Here is a 22,539-nt window from a genome sequence, read left to right as displayed (position 1 = left end):
CAGCGCGCCGGGCTCGGGCGCGGCGGGCGCGGCGTCCCGCAGCTCCTTCTGGGTCTCTGGGCTGACGGCGGGGGCCGTCACGGCTCCTACGGGGTCACACCTTGTGCCAGCGCGGGATCCAGGCCCCGTCGACCACCTCGTAGTCGCCGAACAGCGCCGGGGCCTCGGCTCGCAGGACCTCTCCGATCCGCCCGAACAGCAGCCGGATCTCCTCCTCGGCGCCTTCGGCCGTCCGCGTCTCCAGCGTGTGCCGCAGCGTCCGCACGTTCGCCGTCCACACCAGCCCCGTCGCCACGCCCTCGGGCGCGAACCTGCGCATGAACGACGTGCGGTGCTTCTTCTCCGCGAACGGCACCCCTTCGTCGTCCAGCCCGAAGTGCCCGGCCATCCACCGCTGGAACTCCTCCATCCGCTCCAGCAGCTCCGTGGCCCTGCCCATCAGCTCCGGATCCTCCCGAGCCCACTCGGGGAACCAGAACGGCAGGTCCTCCAGCCGCACGAACCGCAGCGACTCCTGCGAGACCGCCGTGCCCGGCCTGTGTCGGACCAGCTCATGGGTCAGTACACGGCTCACGTTGTGCAGCACGAACCCGAAGGTCACGTGCTCCAGGACGGAGCCGTGCAGGCTGGCGAGGATGTTCGCCAGGTAGGCCGTCTGGTCGGTGCGCACCCGGGTGACATTGGGGTTGAGCCCCGGCTCCCAGGAGCGGTAGCACAGGCGGCCCGCGAACTCGGCGAGGTTCTGCGGGTCGTTCAGCTCGCCGTCCAGGTCGCCGCGGTCCAGGCGTTCCAGCCACGACCCGCCGCCGACCTCCCGCAGGTAGCGCGCCACCTCGTCGTAGTCCAGCTGCGGCTTGGACACGAGGAACACCTCGGGCTCCACACTCTTCATCCGTCCCCTCCCGACGGACAGACTAGAGCGCCCGCCCCGCCCTGAGGCGGGAGCGGGCGCGGGCGGCCTCCCGTCTCACTTCACGGAACCGGCGAGGACGCCCTGGACGAAGTAGCGCTGGAAGGCGAAGAAGACGGCCAGGGGGACGATCAGGGAGAGGAAGGAGCCGGCGGAGATCACGTCGACGCTCGAGGCGAACGAGCGGGTCTGCTGCTGCAGGGCCACCGTCAGGGGCTGGGAGTCGCGGTCGGCGAAGATCAGCGCGATGAGCAGGTCGTTCCACACCCACAGGAACTGGAAGATGCCCAGGGAGGCGATCGCCGGGAGGCCCAAGGGGAGGATCACCCGGAAGAAGATCGTCCAGTCGCGGCCTCCGTCGATGCGGGCCGCCTCCAGCAGGGAGGCGGGGATCGCGGCGAAGAAGTTGCGCAGCAGGAAGATGGCGAACGGCAGGCCGAACGCCACGTGGAAGAGGACCACCCCGGTGACCGTGCCCATGAGGCCCACGGCGCCGAACAGCTCCGACAGCGGGATCAGCCCGATCTGCACCGGGACGACCAGCAGCGCCACCACGCCCAGGAACAGCCAGTCGCGGCCGGGGAACTCCAGCCACGCGAAGGCGTAGGCGGCCAGCGCGGCGATCCCCACCACCAGCAGCGTGGAGGGCACCGCGATGAGCACGGTGTTGACGAACCCGTCGAGGATCGACTCGTTCTTCAGCAGGCCGCTGTAGTTGTCCAGGGTGAGCTGAGCGGGCCTGGTGAAGACCGTCCACCAGCCGCCGGCGTTGTTGTCGGGCGCCGACCGCAGCGAGGTGAGGAACAGCCCGAACGTCGGCACCAGCCACACCAGCGCGACCACCACGAGGAGGGCGTGCAGGAAGCCGCGGCCGACCAGCCGCACCAGCCTGGCGCTCATGTGTTCTCCCTCCGGAAGCGGCGGATGTTGAAGACCATCGCGGGCAGCACCAGCAGGAACAGCACGATCGCGATCGCGCTGCCCAGGCCCTGGTCGGAGTCGCTGCCGCCGAAGGAGCGCACGTACATCTGCAGCGCCAGCACGCTGGCGTCCTGCTGCACGGGCCCCGGCGCCAGCACGTACACCAGGTCGAAGATCTTCATGACGTTGATGACGAGGGTGACCACCACGACGATGAGCACCGGCGCCAGCATCGGCACCGTGATCTTGCGGAAGACCTGGAACTCGCTCGCCCCGTCGGTGCGCGCGGCCTCCAGCACGTCGCGGTCGATGGCGGCCAGGCCCGCGCCGATGAGCACCATCGCGAAGCCCGCCCACATCCACACGTACGCGCCGATGATCGAGGGGGTGACCAGGCCGGGGCCGAGCCAGTCGACGCCGCCGTAGCGGGGCGCGAAGTTCTCGGCGGGCAGCCGGATCTCGGCGTCGCCCGAGACGCCCGCCAGCCGGAACGTGCCGTCGGGGCCGGTCGTGGCCGACGCGATGACCTTCCCGCCGACGACGGCCTCGACCCTGACGTCCTTCATGCCCTTCTCGCCGGGGTCGATCCGGCCGGTCTCGCCCGCCCCGCCGGGCGCGAAGTCCACCCAGACGGTGCCGGTCAGCGCGCCGGGCTCGGGCGCGGCGGGCGCGGCGTCCCGCAGCTCCTTCTGGGTCTCTGGGCTGACGGCCACCAGCGGCAGCAGCGCGGCCTCGCCCGCCTTCCCGGGCGCCACCGCTCCCCCGCCGGACGCCTTCAGCGGCCCGTTCTCCCGCGGCCGCGCGCCCGGGTAGGGCGAGGGCGCCTCCCAGGTGTCGTGGACGCCGGTGGCCACGGCGTTGAGCACGCCCTTCTCGGGCGCGTGGTCGTAGACCAGGGTGAAGATGACGCCGGCGGCCAGGAACGAGATGGCCATCGGCATGAACATGATGGTCTTGAACGCCGTCCCCCACCGCACGCGCTCGGTGAGGACCGCGAAGACCAGGCCGAGGACGGTGATGACCGAGGGCGCCACCACCACCCACACGACGTTGTTGCGCAGCGCCGTGTAGGTCGCGCCGTCGGTGAACATCTCGGCGTAGTTGTCGAGCCCGACGAAGGACGTGCCGTCGGCGTCGAAGAGGCTGCGCCAGGCGGTGTACCCGATCGGGTAGACCACCAGCAGCCCCAGCAGCACCAGGGCCGGGATCAGGAAGCCCGCGCGGGTGAGGGCCGCCCGGCCGCGGTGCGCGGCCGGGCGGGCGGGCGCCCCCGGGATCACGGGGGTCCCCATTACTCGTAGGCCTTGGCCGCGGCCTTCTCCAGGGCCTCGGCGGCGCCGTCCACGTCGGCCGGGTTCTTCAGGAAGTCCTGCAGGATCTTCCACTCGCCGGCGCCCTTGGTGCCGCCGAAGGAGGCCGGAGCCAGGTCGGACATGTCGAAGCGCACGTTGTCGCCGGCGTCGATGACGGACTTGGCGATGGAGCGCTGGATGTCGTCGGGGTAGACGCCCAGGTCGAGGTTCTTGTTCGGCGAGACCATGCCGCCGTTGGCCGCCCACAGCTCGGCCGCCTCGGGCGAGGCCAGGTACTCCACGAGCTCCTGGGCGCCCTCGCTGTCCTTGAGGATGACCGCCGCGTCGCCGCCGCTGACCACCGGGGACGCCGAGCCCACCGCCGGGAACGGGAAGAACAGCGCGTCGGTGCCGACCTTCGCGTCGGTGTTCTCACCGATGACGCCGGAGACGAAGTCGCCCTCGTAGACCATCGCCGCCTTCGCCGGGTCCTTGAAGGCGTTGACGACCGAGGTCGGGAAGTCCGTCGCCAGCGCGCCCTGCTGGCCGCCGTTGATGAACTCCTTCTTGCCCCACAGCTCGGCGAGGGTCTTCAGCGCGGCCTTGACGGTGTCGTCGGTCCACGGGATCTCGTGCTTGGCCAGCTTGTCGTAGTTCTCCGGCCCGGCCTGGGAGAGGTAGACGTTCTCGAACCAGTCGGTCAGCGTCCAGCCGTCGGCGCCGGCGATCGACAGCGGCGCCACGCCGGAGTCGGCGATCGTCTGGGCGCCCTTGACCCAGTCGGCCCAGGTGGCGGGCGGCTGGACCCCGGCGTCCTCGAACGCCTTGGGCCGGTACCAGACGGTGGACTTGTTGGCGGCCTTGAAGTACACCGCGTACTGGGTGCCGTCGACGGTGCCCAGCGTCTTCCAGATCGCGGCGAAGTTGTCGCCCGTGGCCTTCTGGGCGTCGGCCGACAGCGGCTTCAGCCAGCCCTTCTTGGCGAAGTCGTTGATGGCGCCCTGGTTGGGCATCATCGCCACGTCCGGCTGGCCGCCGCCGGGGATCTTGGAGGACAGGACGGTGATGAGGGTGTCGCCGTTGGAGGTGAAGTTGACCTTCGCGCCGGTCTTGGCGGCGAACCCGTCGAGCACCTTCTGGAAGTTGGCCTGCTCGCCGCCGCCGGCCGACCATGGGCCCGCCACCTCGAGCGTCACGCCCTTGAGATCGGCCGAGGCGGTGTCCTCGACGCCGTCGTCACCGCCGCAGGCCGCGGTGGCCGAGAGAACGAGGCCGGCGATGAGGGTCACGCCGACGAAACGGGGGGTGCGCATGCGTCTTGCTCCTCTGGGTTCGGGTGGGTTCCGGCTCATTACCCTCCCTACCGGTGAGTCACACGATCCCTCTGTATCAGAACCGTGTTCGTGAGGAGATCGTTACTGAAGGGATCATGGGGAGCGGCGGGCCCCGCGCGCGCAAGGCCCGCCGCGACGAAAAAACCCGCCTCACCCGTCCACGACGACGAGTTCGCGCGTCAGGGTGTTCATCCGCTCGAACCCGTCCCCGGTGCACACCACGATGTCCTCGATGCGGGCGCCGTGCGCGCCCGGGTAGATGCCCGGCTCCACCGAGAACGCCATGCCGGGCTCCAGCGGCTCGGTGTTCCCGCTGACGATGTAGGGGTGCTCGTGGGTCTGCAGGCCGATGCCGTGGCCGGTGCGGTGCACGAAGTACTCCCCGTACCCGGCGGCCGCGATGAGGTCGCGGGCCGCGGCGTCCACCGCCTCGGGCGCCACGCCCGGCCGCACCGCGCGCACCGCCGCCTCCTGCGCCTCCAGCAGCACCCCGTAGTACTCCTGGAAGTCCTTCGGCGGCTCCCCCACGCCGTAGTTGCGGGTGGAGTCGGAGCAGTAGCCGCTGGGCATGGTGCCGCCGATGTCGACCACGACCGGGTCGCCGGGCTCGATGACCCGGTCGGACAGCTCGTGGTGGGGGCTGGCGCCGTTGGGCCCGGAGCCCACGATGACGAAGTCGACGCGCACATGCCCCTCGGCCAGGATCGCCTCGGCGATGTCCCGGCCGACCTCCCGCTCGGTGCGCCCGGCCCGCAGCAGCCCCGGCACCAGGGCGTGCACCCGGTCGATGGCCGCGCCCGCCTCGCGCAGCGCCTCGACCTCCGCGGCGCTCTTGCGCATCCGCAGCCGCCGCATCACCTCGCCCGCCGCGACCTGCCGCACCCCCGGCATGGCGTCCCGCAGCCGCAGCACCATCATCGCCCACATCTCGTCGGCGACCGCGACCGTCCCGGCGGCGGGCAGCCGCGCGGCGACCAGCGCGTACGGGTCCTCCGTCTCCTCCCACGGCACGAACTCCAGGCCCAGCCGCCCCGCCGGGGAGGCCTGCGCCGCGGGCAGCTCCAGCCGCGGCACCACCAGGAACGGCTCGCCCTCGGCCGGGACCGCCAGGCACGTCAGCCGCTCCAGCGCGTGCGCGTCGTACCCGCTGACATATCTCAGGTCGGCGCCGGGCGTGAGCAGCACCGCGCCCAGCCCCGCCTCCCCCACGGCGTCCCGCACCGCGGCGAGCCGCTCCACCGGGTACAGGCGTCTCATCAGGTCATCGTCGATCATTCCCCCAAGCTAACCGCTAGGGTGTGACCATGCCCGCCGGACGCCTCATGCTGCTGGACACCCCCTCGCTGTACTACCGCGCGTTCTTCGGCGTGCCCGAATCGATGAAGGCGCCCGACGGCACGCCGGTGAACGCGGTGCGGGGGCTGCTCGACATGATCGCCAGGCTCGTCGCCGAGCGGCGGCCCTCCCGGCTGGTGTGCTGCTTCGACGCCGACTGGCGGCCGGAGTTCCGGGTCGCGGCGATCCCCTCCTACAAGGCGCACCGGGTCGCCGAGGTGACGCCCGCGGGGTCGGTGGAGGAGACGCCCGACACCCTCACCCCGCAGCTGCCCGTCATCGACGCGGTCCTGGACGCGCTGGGGCTGGCGCGCGCGGCCGTGCCCGGCTACGAGGCCGACGACGTCATCGGCACGCTCGCCGCCCGCGACCCCGGCCCCGTCGACGTGGTGACCGGCGACCGCGACCTCTTCCAGCTCGTCGACGCCGACCGCGACGTGCGGATCCTCTACACCGCCAAGGGCATCCGCAACCTGGAGGTCTTCGGCGAGGCGGAGGTCGCCGCCAAGTACGGCATCCCCGGCCGCGCCTACGCCGACTTCGCGATCCTGCGCGGCGACCCCAGCGACGGCCTGCCGGGCGTCCCCGGCATCGGGGAGAAGACCGCCTCCACGCTCATCACCCGCTTCGGGTCCCTGGCCGCCCTGCTGGAGGCCCTGGACGCCGGGGTCACCGAGGGCCTGCCCGCCGGTCCCCGCAGGCGCCTGGAAGCCGGACGCGACTACCTGGGGCCGGCCGAGCTGGTGTGCCGGGTCGCCACAGAGCTGCCGATCGAGGTCGACGACACCCTGCCGGCCGCCCCCAGGGACCCGGCCGCCCTCGACGCGCTCGCCGAGCGCTGGAACCTGGCCTCCCCCGTGAAGCGGATCCTCGCGGCTTTGTAACGGTCCCTGTGTCACCGGGCACAGACCCCCTGGGCAGGCAGGCGCAACCTTTCTCCGCGCGAAGGTGTTCCCTGGCAAGGGATGAACCCTGACGCTCCCGGAGGGCAGCGATGACCGTCCTGCACAGCCCCCAGCCCCTGACCCGCCCCGACGCCCCCGATCACGAGCTCGTCCGCGCCGTCCAGCGCGCCAACCACGACACCGCGCTGGCCGGGTGGGCCGTCACCACGATGGCCCTGGGCCTGGTCGTCCAGCTGGTGGCGCTCGCCCAGACCCCGCCGACCCCCGCCCGGACCGTGCTCGCCGCCCTGGGCGTGCCGCTGCTGGCCGCCGGCACCCGCATCGTGCTGCTGCTCGACCACGCCTCGGCGTCGATGGGCCCGGTCCCCGACCGCGTCCAGCTCCTCGCCGGGATCGAGACCCGCCGCTTCTGGACCTTCCGCGCCCGCCTGTGGACCCTGGGGACGTGCGCGGCGTTCGCCCTGTGGACCGTGGCCGTCCAGGTGGCGGTGCACTGAAGGAGAACCATGCGCGACACCTCCCCCACGACCTTCTGGGACGGCCTGGAGCAGCAGGCCCGCCAGTCCCTGCTGCGCGGAGGGCGGCTGCGCCGGTACCGCTCCGGCGAGCACCTGTGCTACCAGGGCGAGCCCGCCGACCACGTGCTCGTCCTGCGCGAGGGCTGGGTCAAGGTCTGGATGACCGACCCCGACGGCCACGAGTGCGTGATCGCGGTGCGCGGCCCCGACGAGCTCCTCGGCGAGGCGGGGCCGCTCACCGGCACCGCCCGCACCGCGACCGCCACCGCGCTGCACGCGGTGACCGCCCTGTCGGTCCCCCTCGCCCGGTTCAACGCCTTCCTCGGCGAGCACCCCGACGCCTGGCCGAAGGTCTTCGGCTCGCTGAACCGCCGCCTGCACCAGTCCGACACGCGCATCATGGCGCTGGGCGGCCGGGGCGGCGCCGCCCGCCTCGCGCTGTTCCTGCTGCGCCTGGCCGCCGACAGCGGCCGGCCCCGCCCCGGCGGCGGCATCAGCATCCCCCCGCTCTCCCAGGCCGAACTGGGCGGCTGCGTGGACGCCTCCCGCGAGACCGTCGCCCGCGCCCTGCGCGAATGGCGCTCCCTGGGCCTGGTGGAGACCGGCTGGCGCCGCACCACCCTCCTCGACCCCGAAGGCCTCCGCGCCCACGCCGAGACCTACGATCCCCGGGAGTTCACGTGACGCTGGAGTAGGCGACGACGCCGCGGCGCATCTCGTCCGCGGCCTTGCGGGCGGTGTCGCGGACCGGGCCGGGGCCCGCGGCGTCGGCGATCTGGCCGAGCAGGTCCATCAGCTGCTTGATCGCCCGCACGAAGTCGCCGGCGGTCATGCCCGCCTCGGTGAGCACCTCGTCCAGGTCCTCGCCGCCGGTCCAGCGGTAGGCCGCCCACGCGAAGCCCAGGTCCGGCTCCCGCTGGAAGGAGACCTGGTTGTCCTTCTCCACGCCCTCCAGCTCGCCCCACAGGCGCACCATGCGGGTCAGCACCTCGCGGGTGCCCGGCGGGATCTTCGGCGGCGCGGCGTCGTCGGGCTGACGCGACTCGTACACCAGCGCCGACACGCACGCCGCCAGCTCCGCCGGGCCCAGCCCGTCCCACAGGCCCTCCCGCAGCGACTCGGCGGTCAGCAGGTCCAGCTCCGAGTAGATGCGGCCCAGCCGCCTGCCCTCGTCGGTGACCCGCCCGTCCTTGAGGTAGCCCAGCTGCTCCAGCACCGAGCAGACCCGGTCGAAGGTGCGGGCGATGACCTGCGAGCGCGACTCCACCCGGCGCCGCAGCCCCGTGGTCTCCCGCTCGGTGCGGAAGTAGCGCTCGGCCCACCGGGCGTGGTCCTCGCGCTGGTCGCAGCCGTGGCACGGGTGCTGCTTGAGCCGCGTGCGCAGCCGCTGGATCTCGGCGTCGTCGCCCTCTCCGCCGCCGCCGCGCGGCCGGTGCCGCTTCACCTCGCCGTGCGGCACCTTCTCGCGCAGCGTCGCCGCCATGTCCTTGCGGTGCTGGGGGTTACGCGGGCTGAACCACTTGGGGATCTTGATCCGCTCGACGGGCTCGGCCGGGACGGCGAAGTCCGCCAGCGTCAGCCGCTTGACCTGCCGGCTGTCCAGCAGCACCAGCGGCGCCGGCCCGTCGGAGCGCTTGGCCACCCCGGAGTCCAGGATCAGCGCCGCGCCCGCGCTGCGGCCCGCCGAGACCACCACCACATCGCCCGGACGCAGCCGCTCCAGCGAGCGCGCCACCTCCAGCCGCCGCGCCCCCGCCCGCTCCCGCGACAGCGCCGACTCGGCGTCCGACAGGGCGCGGCGCAGGCCCGCGTACTCCATGAAGTCGCCCATGTGGCACTCGGCGGCCTCGCGGTACCCGGCCATCGCCTCCTCGGCCTTGCGCAGCTGCCGCGCCAGCCCCACCACGGCCCGGTCGGCCTGGAACTGGGCGAACGACTCCTCCAGCAGCGTCGCCGCCCGCTCCCTGCCGACCGCGCCGACCAGGTTCACCGCCATGTTGTAGGACGGGCGGAAACTGGAGTTCAGCGGGTAGGTGCGGGTGGAGGCCAGCCCCGCGACCGCGCCCGGGTCCATGCCCGGCTGGTACAGCACCACCGCGTGGCCCTCGACGTCGATGCCGCGCCGGCCCGCCCGGCCCGTCAGCTGCGTGTACTCCCCCGGCGTCAGGTCGACGTGCTGCTCGCCGTTCCACTTGTCGAGCTTCTCGATCATCACGGTCCGGGCCGGCATGTTCACGCCCAGCGCCAGGGTCTCGGTGGCGAACACCGCCTTGATGAGGTTGTCGGCGAACAGGTCCTCGACGACCTCCTTGAACACCGGCAGCATGCCCGCGTGGTGGGCGGCGATGCCGCGCTCCAGCCCGGCGAGCCAGTTGTGGTAGCCCAGGACCAGCTTGTCGGCCTCGGGGATGTCGGCGGTGCGCTCCTCGGCGCGCCGCCGGATCAGCTGCGCGTCCTCCCGCGAGGTCAGCCGCAGCCCCGACAGCAGGCACTGCTCCACCGCGGCCTCGCACCCGGCGCGGCTGAAGATGAACGTGATCACCGGCAGCAGCCCGGCCCGGTCCAGCCGCTGGATCACGTCCGGGCGCGCCGGCGGCCGGAACCGCATCGGGCGGTGGTCGCGGCGCCGCCCCGAACGGCGGCTGTTGTTGATCCTGGCCTTGCGCACGTCGTCCAGCGAGATGCGGCGCAGCTCCGGATTGACCTTCGGGCGGCCCTCCCGGCCGTCGTCCACGAACAGGTCGTGCAGCCGGGTGCCCACCATCATGTGCTGCCACAGCGGCACCGGCCGGTGCTCGTCCACGATCACCGCGGTGTCGCCGCGCACCGCCTGCAGCCACTCGCCGAACTCCTCGGCGTTGGACACCGTCGCCGACAGCGCCGCCACCCGCACCGAGTCCGCCAGGTGGATGATCACCTCTTCCCAGACCGCGCCGCGGAACCGGTCGGCCAGGTAGTGGACCTCGTCCATCACCACGTAGCCCAGCTGCGCCAGGGTCTGGGACCCGGCGTACAGCATGTTCCGCAGCACCTCCGTCGTCATCACGACGATCGGCGCCTCGCCGTTGACGGAGTTGTCACCGGTCAGCAGGCCGACCCGCGAGGCGCCGTAGCGCTTCTGCAGGTCGCTGAACTTCTGGTTCGACAGTGCCTTGATCGGCGTGGTGTAGAAGCATTTACGGCCCTCGCGCAGCGCCAGGTGGACGGCGAACTCCCCCACCACGGTCTTGCCCGAACCGGTGGGCGCCGCGACCAGGACCCCGTGCCCCCGCTCCAGGGCACGGCAGCCCTGCAGCTGGAATTCGTCGAGGTCGAAGTCGTACAGGCCCTGGAACTCCCGCAAGGCGGGCCCGTTCTCCGAAACCTGTCTCTTGTGGGCCGCGTAACGCTCGGCGGGACTGCTCATACCCACCAGCCTATGGTTTCAGCAGGCCCGATTCCCACCGGGTTTTCTGATCTTAACGGCGTTCCTCGAGGGGCGCGGGCTCCCCGATGTCGAACGGCTCGTCCTCGATCACCGAGGCCTCGTCGTCAGAAAGGTCCTCGTACAGGGCCGGGCGCTTGGCACGCCGCTTGTCCACCAGGTAGGCGATGCCGTCGGACACCCCGAACAGCGCCACCACCGGCACCGCCAGCGAGATCATCGTGATCGGGTCGGCGCTGGGCGTGGCGGCCGCGGCGAACACGAAGATGCCGAAGATGATCATTCGGCGCCACTTCTTGATCGTGGCGTGCGACAGGGCGCCGGCCAGGTTCAGGATCGACACCATCAACGGCAGCTCGAACGCCAGTCCGAACACCAGCAGCATGGTGACCAGGAACCTGAGGTACTCGTCGACCGTGATCAGCGGAGCGACGTTCTCGGGCGTGAAGCCCAGGAACAGCGCCAGGCCCCGCTCGATCGTGAAGTACGCCAGGAAAGCGCCCAGCAGGAACAGCGGCAGCGCCAGCGTCAGGAACAGGACCGTCCAGCGCTTCTCCTTGCGCAGCATGCCGGGCGCGATGAACGCCCACAGCTGGTACAGCCACACCGGCGAGGAGACGACCGCCCCCACCATGAACGCGATCTTCAGGTTCAGGAAGAAGGACGAGAAGATCCCGTTGACCACCAGCGAGCAGGCATCGCCCTTGAGCGCGTTGGACTGGGGGACGTCGCAGAACGGCTCCTTGAGGACCGTCCAGACCTCCTCCTTGACCAGCCAGCCCAGCACCATGCCCGCCACCAGGCCCAGCAGCGCCTTGACCAGCCTGTTGCGCAGCTCGCGCAGGTGGTCGAGAAGGGGCATGCGGCCCTCGGGGTTCTCCGAACGCCTGCTCATCCTCATCCTCGCGTCGGTTCAGTTGGACGGAGGCCCCAGCGGGCCCCCAAAGATCAGGAAGCGCTGTTCTTCTGGTCCTGGCTGACCGGCACGCCGTTCAAAGTGGTGCCCTCGCCCTGCTGGCCGGCGGGCAGCTGCTGCGGGGCCGGCGCCGGAGCGGGCTGCGCGGGCGCGGCGGGCTGCGCCGGAGCCTCGGCCTTGTCGTCGTTCACCAGGCCCTTGGTCTCGGACTTGAAGATGCGCAGCGAACGGCCCAGCGAGCGGGCGGCGTCCGGCATCTTCTTGGAACCGAACAGCACCAGGATCACGACAGCGATGAGCAGGAGCTCAGGCCAACCCAACGAACCCATGGAATCCTCATTTCAGCAGGTCTACTCGCACCGATGCTACGCCCAACCAAAGGTAATACAGCGTGACCGGCCGGTAAATCCTACGTTTTCTTCGCCGATCCGCCCAGGTCACTAACGAAACGACATCTTCCGGCAGGGAACATCACCGTTTCCCCGCCCCGAACCCCGCGACCCGGCGCCGAAGCCCGTCCCGCCGCGGCTCCAGCCTCCGGCGCGTGCGCTCCAGCTCCCGGCCCAGCCCCCGCGCCGCCAGGAACACCCGGAACGCCGCGTAGGACAGCACGCACAGCCCCGCGAACCCCAGCACCACCGACACCATCGCCCAAGCCACCCCCGAACGGTAGCGCACCCCGCCCCGCCGCGGGCCCGGACCCGGCCTCAGGAGTACAGGGCCAGCGCCCGCTCGGCGTCCCCGCGGATCCCCTCGGCCAGCTCCGCCGGAGCCACCACCCGGCCCTGATCGCCCAGCCGCAGCGCCAGCGAGCGCACCCACCGCGCGTCCGACGTCAGCAGCACCACCCGCAACCGGCCCTCGCCCAGCTCCTCCACCCGCTCGCACGGGTAGTAGTCGGCCACCCAGCGGCCCGACGGCGCCAGCTCCAGCGTCGCCCGCACATCACTGGCCGACCCCTGGAACAGGCCGCCGTCCAGATCCCTGCGCTCGGCGCCCGCCGGAACCTCCGCCTGCGCCTCCAGCACCTCGGCCTCCAGGATCTGGTCCATCCGGAACAGGCGCACCCCCTCGGCCCGCCGGCACCAGCCCTCCAGATACGTGCGGCCGTCCACCACCAGCACCCGCATCGGATCGACGTCCCGCTCGGTGTTCTCGTCCCGGCCCGCCACGTAGTACACCAGCCGCAGCCGCCGGTCCTCGCGCAGCGCCCGCTGCACCACGCCCAGCGACCCCGTCCGCCGGTCCACGTCCACCGACAGCTGCCGCGCCGCCGCCGCGGCCTCCCCCGCCGCCGCCTCCAGCTTGGCCACCAGCCGCGTCAGCGCGTCGCGCTCGGCCGACCCCGGCAGCTCCGCCAGCATCCGCAGCGCCACCAACAGCGCCGCCGCCTCGTCCGCGCCCAGCCGCAGCGGCCTGCTGATCGACTCGGCCTCGCTGACCGTGATCTCCCCGCCCTCGTACGACAGGTCGATCGGGCAGTACGGGTCCGGCGAACGCAGCTCCAGGCACCACAGCAGGTTCAGGTCGTCCTGCAGCTGGCGCTCGGTCACCCCGAACGCCCGGGCCGCCTCGGACATGCTCACCGTCTCCCGCGACACCACGTACGGCACCAGCGCCAGCAGCCGCGTCAACCGGTCCGCCGACGTCGACGACGCCTTCACGACAAGACCCCCTTCAGATGCCGGATCACGGCCTCCCGCAGATCCGGCGGCTCCACCACCAGCACGTCGTCGGCGAACCGCGCCAGGCTCGCCGCCAGGAACTCCACGTCCCACACGTGCAGCTCCGCCTCGTCCCACTCCTGGTCCACCGGGGCCACCGACACCGCCCAGCGCCGCACGCCCAGCGCCCGGCCCCGGCGCAGCCGCACCCGGCCCGTCCGGCGCTCCGCCGGCCGCTCCTCCCGCTCGAACGCGATCTTCCGGATGTCGACGTCCTCGGGAACGCGCACCGCGCCCTCCGGGCCCTGCGCCGCGACCTCGCCCAGCACCCGGCTCAGCCGGAACACCCGCGGCGCCTGACGCACCCGGTCGTGCCCCACCAGGTACCAGCGGCCCCGGCCCGACGTCAGCCCCCACGGCTCCACCACGCGGCGCTGCGGCTCGCTGCGGCCCATCGCCCGGTAGTCGAACGACACCACGCGCCCGTCCCGCACCGCCTCGTACAGCGCCGGGAACGCCGGCTCGTCCGTGCCCACCCGCGGCTCCAGCACCGAGGAGCCCTCCGGGTCCGTCTCGATCCCCGCCGCCCGCAGCTTGAACAGCGCGCCCGAGGCCGCCTCGGCCAGGTTCGTCTGCTTCCACACCCGCGCCGCCAGCCCCAGCACCGCCGCCTCGTCCGGCGTCAGACGCAGCTCCGGCAGCTCGTAGGCCTGCGGCGGGATCCGGTACCCCGTCTCGTCCTCCTCGGCCCCGACCTCCAGCGGAATGCCCAGCTCGCGGAGCTCCTCCTTGTCGCGTTCGAACATCCGCTTGAACGCCTCGTCGGACTCCGGATACCCCGGGACCGCGCGCCTGATCTGCGCCGCCGTCAGGAACCGCCTGGTCGCCAGCAGGCACACCACCAGATGCAGCAGACGATCGGTCTTGCGCCGTGACATTCCGCACCACCTCCCTCGTGGTGAAACGCTACCGTCTACAGGGTGATCCGATGGCGCAAAGGCAGAGTGGAAGAGATCCGGCGCGAATGGCCCGGAGCCGTGGAACTCCGGGTGGAGATCGACGGGGAGGACGCCAGGGCCCTGGCCTACCCCGCCCTCGTCGGCCGCCCCGAACCCGGCGACACCGTCCTGCTCAACACCACCGCCCTGGCCATGGGCCTGGGCACCGGCGGCTACGCCATGGTCGTGGCCGTCCCCGACCGGCTCCCGCCCGACCCCGCCGGGCCCGGCCACCTGGTCAAGGCGCGCTACACGCCCCTGCAGGCCACCGTCCTGGGCGCCGACGAGCAGGACTCCCCCCACCACGACCTGCTCGCCGAGGCCGACTCCCTCGACGGCATGCCCGTCCTGGTGGCCGACCTGCACTCCGCGCTGCCCGCCCTGCTCTCCGGGCTCCTCCTGGAACGCCCCGGCACCCGCGTCGTCTACGTCATGCCCGACGGCGGCGCGCTGCCGTCCTGGTTCTCCATGTCCATCGCCCAGCTCAAGGAGGCGGGCGTCCTGGCCGCCTGCGTCACCGTCGGCCAGGCCTTCGGCGGCGACCTCGAGACCGTCACCGTCCACACCGGCCTGCTCGCCGCCCGGCTCGTCCTGGACGCCGACGTCGCCATCCTCGCCCAGGGCCCCGGCAACCTCGGCACCGGCACCCGCTGGGGCTTCTCCGGCGTCACCGCCGGCGAGGCCGTCAACGCCGCCGCCGCGCTCTCCGGACGGCCCGTCGCCTCCCTGCGCGTCAGCTCAGGCGACGCCCGCGAACGCCACCAGGGCGTCTCCCACCACAGCCTCACCGCCTACGGACGCGTCGCCCTCGCTCCCGCCGACGTCCCCGTGCCCCGCCTCCCCGGCGGCTTCGGCGCCAAGGTCACCGCGCAGGCCGCCGCCCTCGGCGACCGCCACACCCTCGTCCCCGTCGCCGTCGACGGCCTCGAGGACGCCCTGCGCGCCGACGAGAAGGCGTGGGGCGTGCGCATGTCCACCATGGGCAGACGGCTCGACGGCGACCTGGAGTACTTCCTCACCTGCGCCGCCGCCGGCCGCCACACCGCCTCACTGCTGTAGCGCCGGTCCCGGGCGCCGAGCGCCCGGGACCCGCTCAGTACACGCCCAGGACGTCGATCACGTACACCAGGGTGTCGTCGGCCTTGATCCCGTACTTCGGCAGGCCCTTCACCTTCAGGTCCTCGTCCCCGTACGCCTTGCCCGGCGGCGTCACCACCAGCAGGCGGCTGCCCGCCGTCCGGCCCACCAGCGCCTCGTCCCAGCCCTTGATCACCAGACCCTGGCCGATCGCCGTGGCGTACACCTTCCCGTCCGACCACGACGAGGAGAACACCTTGCCGTCCCGCCACAGCGCGCCCACATACTGGATCGCCACCAGACGGCCCGGCTCGATCACCTCACCCGGCCCCTTCTTGACGGTCTCCACCACCAGGTCCTTCGGCGCCGGACCCCCCGGCACCGCCACCCCCGGCACCGCGCCCCCCGCCACCTTCGGCAGACCCGCCTTCTCCAAGCCCTCCTCGGCCGCCACCGAGGCGTCCTTCGCATGCGCCGCGACCACGTCCAGCACATAGACCAGCGCGTCCTCACCGCCGATCTGCAACCGCGGAGCGCCCTTGGGACCGTAGCCGTCCACCGGCGGGATCACCGCCACCACCCGCGAACCGACCTTCGCCCCCACCAGAGCCTTCTTCAGCCCCGGCACCAGATTCCACGTCGGGAACGACGACGGCACACCACCCTGATAGCTGCTGCCGATCAGGGCCGACGTGCCGCCCTTCTTCCACACATAACCCGCGTAATCCGCGACCACCAGATCGCCCTCGGCGACCTTCCGGCCCTCCCCCTCGATCGGCGTCTCCACCTGGAACGCCTCAGGCGGCGCCTCCCCCTTGGGGAACTCCACGGCCGGACGCTGCCGGAACTTCCCCTCCACCACCACATCGGGCCCGTCATCGCCCCCGCAAGCGGTCAACGACACGGCCAACAGCACGGGCACGGCCAGCAACCTGGCGCAACGACGCAGCAACGCACACCTCGGGGGGCACAAAGGTCAGGACGGGCTGCAACCCTACCGGTCCGTAACCCTTTGAACGAGGGTCACATCCGGCGAGAACAGCCCGTCCTGCCCCTACATCCCCGCGATCAACTTGTCGACGCGCTCGTCCACCGACCGGAACGGGTCCTTGCACAGCACCGTCCGCTGCGCCTGGTCGTTCAACTTCAGATGCACCCAGTCCACCGTGAAGTCACGGCGCTTCTCCTGGGCCTTCTTGATGAACTCCCCGCGCAGCCGCGCCCGCGTCGTCTGCGGCGGCACCGACTTCGCCTCGAAGATCGCCAGATCCTTCGTGATCCGCTCCACCGCGCCCCGCTTCTCCAGCAGGTAGTACAGCCCGCGGCCGCGATGCACATCGTGGTACGCCAGATCCAGCTGCGCCACCCGCGGACTCGACAACGGCAGGTCGTACTTGCGCCGGTACCGCTCGATCAACTGGTACTTCGTCACCCAGTCGATCTCCCGCGACACCAGGTCCAGATCGCCCGTCTCCACCGCCGTCAACGTCCGGTCCCACAGCTCCAGCACCCGCTGCACCGTCGGATCCGGACCCCGCCGGTCCATGAAGTCCTTCGCCTTGGAGAAGTACTCGCGCTGGATCTCCAGCGACGACGCCTCCCTGCCGTTGGCCAGCCGCACCTTCCGCCGGCCCGTCATGTCATGCGACACCTCGCGGATCGCCCGGATCGGGTTCTCCAGCGTCAGATCCCGCATCACCACCCCGGCCTCGATCATGCGCAGCACCAGGTCGGTCGCCCCGACCTTCAGCAGCATCGTCGTCTCCGACATGTTGCTGTCGCCCACGATCACGTGCAGCCGCCGGAACCGCTCCGCGTCCGCGTGCGGCTCGTCCCGCGTGTTGATGATCGGCCGCGACCGCGTCGTCGCGCTCGACACGCCCTCCCAGATGTGCTCCGCCCGCTGCGACACGCAGTACACCGCGCCCCGCGGCGTCTGCAGGACCTTGCCCGCCCCGCAGATGATCTGCCGCGTCACCAGATACGGAATCAGCACATCGGCCAGCCGGCCGAATTCCCCGTGCCGCCCCACGAGATAGTTCTCATGGCAGCCATAGGAGTTGCCCGCCGAATCCGTGTTGTTCTTGAACAGATAGATGTCCCCGGCGATCCCCTCCTCCCGCAGACGCCGCTCGGCGTCCACCAGAAGACCCTCCAGGATCCGCTCACCCGCCTTGTCGTGCGTGACCAGATCGATCACGCTGTCGCACTCAGGCGTCGCATACTCAGGATGACTGCCGACGTCCAGATAGAGCCGCGCCCCGTTCCGCAGGAACACGTTGCTGCTCCGGCCCCATGACACCACCCGACGGAACAGATAACGCGCCACCTCATCGGGTGACAACCGCCGCTGCCCGCGGAAGGTGCAGGTGACCCCGTACTCGTTCTCGAGCCCGAAAATGCGCCTGTCCACACCTCGACCCTATGCGCCCCAAGCCCTAAATGGCAGCCTCCCGCACCCACCATTCTCATGACCGCACCCCGCTTCCCCCAAAAAACCCCCCGAAAACCACCAGAAAAAACACGGCGAGGCCGCCCGGACGGAAAACCCCGCCCGGACGGCCTCGCCCGAGAAACCCTCAGCCCTCCGCGGAGGCCTCACCCCGCGAAGAAGCCAGCAACTCGTCGATCCGCGACGCCGGCAACCGCCGGAACAGACGGCGGTCCCGGTTGCGATCCAGCACCGCCACCTCCAGCTTCTCCGCCTCCAGCACCCGATCCGCGTCCTGCTGCTGCAGCGCGTGCACCGCGATCTGCATCGCCTCCGCCAGGCTCTCCCCGTCCCGGTAACGCTCCTTCAACGCCGTCGCCACCGCGTCCGCCGCACCGCCCATCGCCACGAACCCGTGCTCGTCCGCCACCGAACCGTCGAACGTCAACCGGTAGATCTGGTCGCTGTCGGCGTCCTCGCCCACCTCCGCCACGACCAGCTCCACCTCGTACGGCTTCGTCTGCTCCGTGAAGATCGCACCCAGGCTCTGCGCGTACGCGTTCGCCAGACCCCGCGCCGTCACATCCGAACGGTCGTACATGTAACCGTTCACGTCCGCGTACCGCACGCCCGCCAACCGCAGCTGCTCGAACTCGTTGTACTTGCCCACCGCCGCGAACGCGATGCGGTCGTAGATCTCCGAGATCTTGTGCAGCGCCCGCGACGGGTTGTCCGCCACGAACAGGATCCCGTCGTCGTACTGCAGGACCACCACCGAACGGCCCCGCGCGATCCCCTTCCGCGCGTAGTCCGCGCGGTCCTTCATCTGCTGCTCTGGCGCGACGTAGAACGGCATCGTCATCTTCTCGACCTCCTTGGGGGAATACCGGAACCGCTACCGCAACGGCGCGTTGGGGCCGCCCGGCGCGTCGTACCGGGCATCCACCACCGCCCGCGCCAACTCGCCCACATCGCCGTCCGGCACCCGCCGGTACCCCGCGTCGGTGATCTCCGCCAGCACCGGGAAGATCTTCCGCGTCAGGTCCGGGCCGCCGGTCGCCGAGTCGTCGTCCGCCGCGTCGTACAGCGCCTGCACGCACACCAGCGCCGCGTCCTCGCGCGACAGGTCCGGCCGCCACAGCTTCTTCAACGCGCCGCGGGCGAACACCGAACCCGACCCGATCGAGTGGAAGTCGTGCTCCTCGTACCGGCCGCCCGCCGCGTCGTAGGAGAAGATCCGCCCCCTGCCCTGCTCCAGGTCGTAGCCCGCGAACAGCGGCACCACCACCAGGCCCTGCATCGCCATCCCCAGGTTCCCCCGGATCAGCGTCGCCAGCCGGTTCGCCTTCCCCTCCAGGGACAGCAGCCGGCCCTCCATCTTCTCGTAGTGCTCCAGCTCCACCTGGAACAACCGCGTCATCTCCAGGCCGATGCCCGCGGTGCCCGCGATCGCCACCGCCGAGTACTCGTCCGCCGGGTACACCTTCTCGATGTCCCGCTGCGCGATCACGTTGCCCGCCGTCGCCCGGCGGTCGCCCGCCATCACCACGCCGCCCGGGAACGTCACCGCCACGATCGTCGTCGCGTGCGGAATGTTCAACCCCTCCGCGCTCCCCTGCGCCACCCGGTTCCCCGGAAGCATCTCGGGCCGGTAGGCCCCCAGAAAGTCAGCGAAAGACGACGACCCCGAGTTCATGAAGACCCCCGGAAGACCACCGCTCATCGGCACGGACGCCATGCGACTCCTTCCCCAGCACGCCGGTAGAACCTGCCTCGACCCTACTGACATTTGACCTCGCTGCGCATGCCGCGAGATCTTCCCCCCGTCAGCCCACGGCGAACCACCTGTAACCGCCGGAGCCCTTCCGCAACCGGAATGTGACCCAACTTGTGCCACAGGAGGTAGTGCTCCGCCCGCTGGAGCCGCCTCCAGTCGTCGCCCGCCTTCCCGAGCAACGTGTTGCAGTTGAAGCAGAGCAACTCCCGCACGTCACCCGTCTCGTGGTCATGGTCGACGTGCTCGGCTGGCCCCTCCACGCAGATCGCGCACAGCCCGTCCTGGAACTCGAACATCTTCCGCACGTCCTCGGGCGTCAGCCCGTAGGACCGCTTCAGGTGCTCCCGTGCGCTCCGCACCTTCCGGCACGCCTTGCACTCCGAGGCGAAACCATCGGCGTTCACCTTGGCCCTGTGCCATTCGGTATGCGGCTTGATCTCCTCGCATGTGGGGCACCTCTTGTGCCCTGGTGGAACGTCGTACTTCTCCCGGACAACGATGCCCTGCCGGGCGAGTCTGTCCCGGTATCCCTGCTGCGAGCGCCTCCGTGCGCAGATCTTGCAGTAGAACGCCCGCCCATCCCGGTTTTGCTTGTTCAGGCCGAACGCCTCTATGGGCTTGAACTCGGCGCAGTCAGGGCATTTCTTGCCGTTCTCGATGGGTCCTTCCGCCGGGACGGCCTCCTGAACCACCCGCCCCTGCCCCGCCAGTCGCTTACGGCGGTTGAGGAGAGCCGCCGCGTTGACGCACGGCTTGCACTGACGCGCGAGCCCGTCAGCTCTACGCCGGTCAGTGCCGAACTCCGAGACCGATTTGTCCTGTCCACATCCTGTACACCATTTGGTGTCCACTTCTCTCTCGCTCATGGCAGGCAGATTAAAGCAAGAGAAAAAGGCCCGCAGGGAAATCCAAAGGATTTCCCTGCGGGCCCCTGAAAAGAGAGGCTATATTCACATCCGAATCAAGTCGGACATGTCATCATTCCCCACCCTTTTGCACGTAGGATCGTATGAAGTCCTCTGCATTCTCCTCGAGGACCTCGTCAATCTCATCGAGAATGGCGTCGACGTCGTCCGAGAGCTTTTCGTGGCGCTCCTGGACTTCGGAAGAGGCGTCGGTGGTGGTCTCTTCGACCTCTTCGGTCTGGCGGGTGGTCTGCTTCTGTCCGCCGGTGTCCTTGGTGGCCATTGGGGCTCCTCCCGTACGTGCCGCGTTACGCCGTCGCGTTACGCCGACCCTACCCGCGGCCGTCACGCGGTAGTAGGCACGTGTTTCCGCCCTTAGCGGAGTGGCCCGGAGGGTCCTTACGGTTATCGCCTTCCGTTGGGATTCCGAAACGGGCAAAGTGACCAGGAGTTCCGCGGGGGCCCTGTCGCCTCGTGAGGGGCCGGGCGGCGCGGCGAGGGGAAAGGGTGTTCGAGGCGGGATGCGGGACTCTGGGGACGGCTCAGGGCCCCGTACGGGTGGTACGGGGCCCTGAGGGGTGTGCCGGGTGCGGGCGGGCTCAGCCGCCTTCTCCGGTGAGGACGGCCACCAGGTCGGCCGCGGTGCGGCAGCGGTCGAGGAGGCCTCCCACGTGGCTCCTGGTGCCGCGCAGCGGTTCCAGGGTGGGGACGCGCTGGAGGGAGTCGCGGCCGGGGACGTCGAAGATGACGGAGTCCCAGCTGGCGGCGGCGACGTTGTCGGCGTACTGGGCGAGGCAGCGGCCGCGGAAGTAGGCGCGGGTGTCCTCGGGGGGGTTCTCGATGGCCGCGGTGATCTCGTCCTCGGTGAGGATGCGCTCCATGCGGTCGCGGGCGACGAGGCGGTTGTACAGGCCCCGGTCGGGGCGGATGTCGGAGTACTGGAGGTCGACGAGGTGGAGGCGGGCGTGCGACCAGTCGAGGCCGTCGCGGCTGCGGTAGCCCTCGAGGAGTTCGAGTTTGGCGACCCAGTCGAGTTCGCGGGAGAGCTGCATGGGGTCGTCGCCGAGGCGGGTGAGGACGGACTCCCAGCGGTCGAGGACGTCCTTGGTCATGTCGTCGGTGTCGGCGCCGTACTTGTCCTCGACGTATTTGCGGGCCTGCTCGAGGTATTCCATCTGCAGCTGGACGGCGGTCATCTTGCGGCCGTCGCGCAGGGTGAGCTGGTGCCGGCAGGTGGGGTCGTGGGAGATGGCGCGCAGGGTGGCGACGGGTGCGTCGACGGTGCGGTCGGCGGTGAGGAAGCCGTCTTCGATCATGGCCAGGACGAGGGCGGTGGTGCCGGTCTTGAGGTAGGTGGAGATCTCGCTCATGTTGGCGTCGCCGATGATGACGTGGAGGCGCCGGTATTTCTCGGGATCGGCGTGGGGTTCGTCGCGTGTGTTGATGATGGGTCGTTTGAGGGTGGTCTCCAGGCCGACTTCGACTTCGAAGAAGTCGGCGCGCTGGCTGATCTGGAAGCCGTGGCCGCGGCCGTCGGCACCGATGCCGACGCGGCCGGCGCCGCAGACGACCTGGCGGGTGACGAAGAAGGGGGTGAGGTGTTTGACGATGTCGGAGAAGGGGGTGCGGCGCTGCATGAGGTAGTTCTCATGGCAGCCGTAGGAGGCGCCCTTTCCGTCGGTGTTGTTCTTGTAGAGCTGGATGGGGTGGGTGCCGGGGACGTGGGCGGCGCGGCGGGCGGCGTCGGCCATGACGCGTTCGCCTGCCTTGTCCCACAGCACGCAGTCCCGGGGGTTGGTGACCTCGGGTGTGGAGTACTCGGGGTGGGCGTGGTCGACGTACAGGCGCGCGCCGTTGGTGAGGATGACGTTGGCCAAGCCGAGGTCCTCGTCGGTGAGCTGGGTGGGGTCGGCCACCTCTCTGGCGAGGTCGAACCCGCGCGCGTCGCGCAGGGGGTTCTCCTCTTCGAAGTCCCAGCGGGCCTTCCTGGCCCGCGCCGCCGATGCCGCGAGGTACGCGTTGACGACCTGGCTGGAGGTCACCATCGCGTTGGCACCGGGCTGCCCCGGCACGGAGATGCCGTATTCGGTCTCTGTTCCCATGACCCGCCGAACGCTCATGCTTCTGAGCCT

22 protein-coding genes are annotated in these 22,539 nt (G+C 70.8%); 4 read left to right on the top strand and 18 right to left on the bottom strand.

Annotation, left to right across the window (positions count from 1 at the left end; translation table 11 throughout):
- Positions 1–94 precede the first annotated feature (94 nt).
- The 5 genes from thyX to ABD140_RS33040 form a co-directional block, all read right to left on the bottom strand.
- On the bottom strand, positions 95–892 hold the full coding sequence (thyX, locus tag ABD140_RS33060) for an FAD-dependent thymidylate synthase (protein WP_344245611.1): 798 nt from the start codon (positions 890–892) through the stop codon (positions 95–97).
- Positions 893–967: 75 nt separating this feature from the next.
- Positions 968–1,810: a carbohydrate ABC transporter permease gene (locus ABD140_RS33055; RefSeq protein ID WP_344245609.1), complete on the bottom strand. Its 843-nt coding sequence runs from the start codon at positions 1,808–1,810 to the stop codon at positions 968–970.
- Entirely contained in the window at positions 1,807–3,123 is a 1,317-nt protein-coding gene (locus tag ABD140_RS33050; RefSeq protein WP_344245607.1) for a carbohydrate ABC transporter permease, read from the bottom strand. The genes ABD140_RS33055 and ABD140_RS33050 overlap by 4 nt, the downstream gene beginning before the upstream one ends.
- Positions 3,123–4,436, bottom strand: coding sequence for an ABC transporter substrate-binding protein (locus ABD140_RS33045; RefSeq protein WP_344245605.1), 1,314 nt, complete (start codon positions 4,434–4,436; stop codon positions 3,123–3,125). The genes ABD140_RS33050 and ABD140_RS33045 overlap by 1 nt, the downstream gene beginning before the upstream one ends.
- Positions 4,437–4,607: 171 nt before the next feature.
- On the bottom strand, positions 4,608–5,732 hold the full coding sequence (locus ABD140_RS33040; protein ID WP_344245603.1) for a M24 family metallopeptidase: 1,125 nt from the start codon (positions 5,730–5,732) through the stop codon (positions 4,608–4,610).
- 29 nt (positions 5,733–5,761) lie between these two features.
- On the opposite strand from ABD140_RS33040, the gene ABD140_RS33035 reads away from it, so the two are divergent.
- The 3 genes from ABD140_RS33035 to ABD140_RS33025 all read left to right on the top strand — a co-directional run bounded on the left by ABD140_RS33035 (position 5,762) and on the right by ABD140_RS33025 (position 7,899).
- Complete coding sequence (locus ABD140_RS33035; protein WP_344245601.1) at positions 5,762–6,676, top strand: 5'-3' exonuclease; 915 nt, start codon at positions 5,762–5,764, stop codon at positions 6,674–6,676.
- 110 nt (positions 6,677–6,786) lie between these two features.
- A complete protein-coding gene (locus tag ABD140_RS33030; protein ID WP_344245599.1) occupies positions 6,787–7,194 on the top strand; it encodes a hypothetical protein in 408 nt (135 codons plus the stop codon).
- A gap of 9 nt (positions 7,195–7,203) precedes the next feature.
- Positions 7,204–7,899: a Crp/Fnr family transcriptional regulator gene (locus ABD140_RS33025; RefSeq protein WP_344245597.1), complete on the top strand. Its 696-nt coding sequence runs from the start codon at positions 7,204–7,206 to the stop codon at positions 7,897–7,899.
- Here the strand turns inward: ABD140_RS33025 and ABD140_RS33020 are convergent.
- From ABD140_RS33020 to ABD140_RS32995, 6 genes are all read right to left on the bottom strand, one after another.
- The gene (locus ABD140_RS33020) at positions 7,892–10,621 is read right to left on the bottom strand and encodes a DEAD/DEAH box helicase (protein ID WP_344245594.1); all 2,730 of its coding nucleotides are present in this window, start codon (positions 10,619–10,621) and stop codon (positions 7,892–7,894) included. The genes ABD140_RS33025 and ABD140_RS33020 overlap by 8 nt on opposite strands.
- 52 nt (positions 10,622–10,673) lie before the next feature.
- Complete coding sequence (gene tatC / locus ABD140_RS33015; protein WP_344245592.1) at positions 10,674–11,534, bottom strand: twin-arginine translocase subunit TatC; 861 nt, start codon at positions 11,532–11,534, stop codon at positions 10,674–10,676.
- A 53-nt stretch (positions 11,535–11,587) separates the two neighbouring features.
- Positions 11,588–11,884, bottom strand: coding sequence for a Sec-independent protein translocase subunit TatA (tatA, locus tag ABD140_RS33010; protein WP_344245590.1), 297 nt, complete (start codon positions 11,882–11,884; stop codon positions 11,588–11,590).
- Positions 11,885–12,026: 142 nt separating this feature from the next.
- Positions 12,027–12,215 carry a hypothetical protein gene (locus tag ABD140_RS33005; protein WP_344245588.1) on the bottom strand — a complete coding sequence of 63 codons (189 nt, stop codon included), beginning with the start codon at positions 12,213–12,215 and terminating at the stop codon, positions 12,027–12,029.
- 47 nt (positions 12,216–12,262) lie between these two features.
- A complete protein-coding gene (locus ABD140_RS33000) occupies positions 12,263–13,219 on the bottom strand; it encodes a helix-turn-helix transcriptional regulator (RefSeq protein WP_344245586.1) in 957 nt (318 codons plus the stop codon).
- Entirely contained in the window at positions 13,216–14,157 is a 942-nt protein-coding gene (locus ABD140_RS32995) for a helix-turn-helix transcriptional regulator (protein WP_344245584.1), read from the bottom strand. Before ABD140_RS32995 ends, ABD140_RS33000 begins: the two co-directional genes overlap by 4 nt.
- 75 nt (positions 14,158–14,232) lie before the next feature.
- On the opposite strand from ABD140_RS32995, the gene ABD140_RS32990 reads away from it, so the two are divergent.
- On the top strand, positions 14,233–15,276 hold the full coding sequence (locus ABD140_RS32990; protein WP_425544176.1) for a DUF3866 family protein: 1,044 nt from the start codon (positions 14,233–14,235) through the stop codon (positions 15,274–15,276).
- A gap of 34 nt (positions 15,277–15,310) precedes the next feature.
- Here ABD140_RS32990 and ABD140_RS32985 read toward each other — a convergent pair whose 3' ends face one another.
- The 7 genes from ABD140_RS32985 to dop all read right to left on the bottom strand — a co-directional run bounded on the left by ABD140_RS32985 (position 15,311) and on the right by dop (position 22,527).
- The gene (locus tag ABD140_RS32985; RefSeq protein ID WP_344245580.1) at positions 15,311–16,216 is read right to left on the bottom strand and encodes an FKBP-type peptidyl-prolyl cis-trans isomerase; all 906 of its coding nucleotides are present in this window, start codon (positions 16,214–16,216) and stop codon (positions 15,311–15,313) included.
- Positions 16,217–16,348: 132 nt separating this feature from the next.
- Positions 16,349–17,707, bottom strand: a complete 1,359-nt coding sequence (pafA, locus tag ABD140_RS32980) for a Pup--protein ligase (RefSeq protein WP_344245578.1) — start codon at positions 17,705–17,707, stop codon at positions 16,349–16,351.
- A 166-nt stretch (positions 17,708–17,873) separates the two neighbouring features.
- Positions 17,874–18,581: a proteasome subunit alpha gene (gene prcA / locus ABD140_RS32975; RefSeq protein WP_344245682.1), complete on the bottom strand. Its 708-nt coding sequence runs from the start codon at positions 18,579–18,581 to the stop codon at positions 17,874–17,876.
- A gap of 39 nt (positions 18,582–18,620) precedes the next feature.
- The gene (gene prcB, locus ABD140_RS32970; RefSeq protein ID WP_344245576.1) at positions 18,621–19,463 is read right to left on the bottom strand and encodes a proteasome subunit beta; all 843 of its coding nucleotides are present in this window, start codon (positions 19,461–19,463) and stop codon (positions 18,621–18,623) included.
- Between the two features lie 41 nt (positions 19,464–19,504).
- Complete coding sequence (locus ABD140_RS32965; protein ID WP_344245574.1) at positions 19,505–20,368, bottom strand: endonuclease VII domain-containing protein; 864 nt, start codon at positions 20,366–20,368, stop codon at positions 19,505–19,507.
- Between the two features lie 112 nt (positions 20,369–20,480).
- Positions 20,481–20,690, bottom strand: coding sequence for a ubiquitin-like protein Pup (locus ABD140_RS32960; protein WP_344245572.1), 210 nt, complete (start codon positions 20,688–20,690; stop codon positions 20,481–20,483).
- Positions 20,691–21,006: 316 nt separating this feature from the next.
- Positions 21,007–22,527, bottom strand: coding sequence for a depupylase/deamidase Dop (gene dop / locus ABD140_RS32955; RefSeq protein WP_344245570.1), 1,521 nt, complete (start codon positions 22,525–22,527; stop codon positions 21,007–21,009).
- Between the last annotated feature and the right edge of the window lie 12 nt (positions 22,528–22,539).

The organism is Actinocorallia libanotica (assembly GCF_039525175.1).
Classification (GTDB): domain Bacteria; phylum Actinomycetota; class Actinomycetes; order Streptosporangiales; family Streptosporangiaceae; genus Actinocorallia; species Actinocorallia libanotica.
This window is presented reverse-complemented; position numbering and strand designations above follow the sequence as displayed.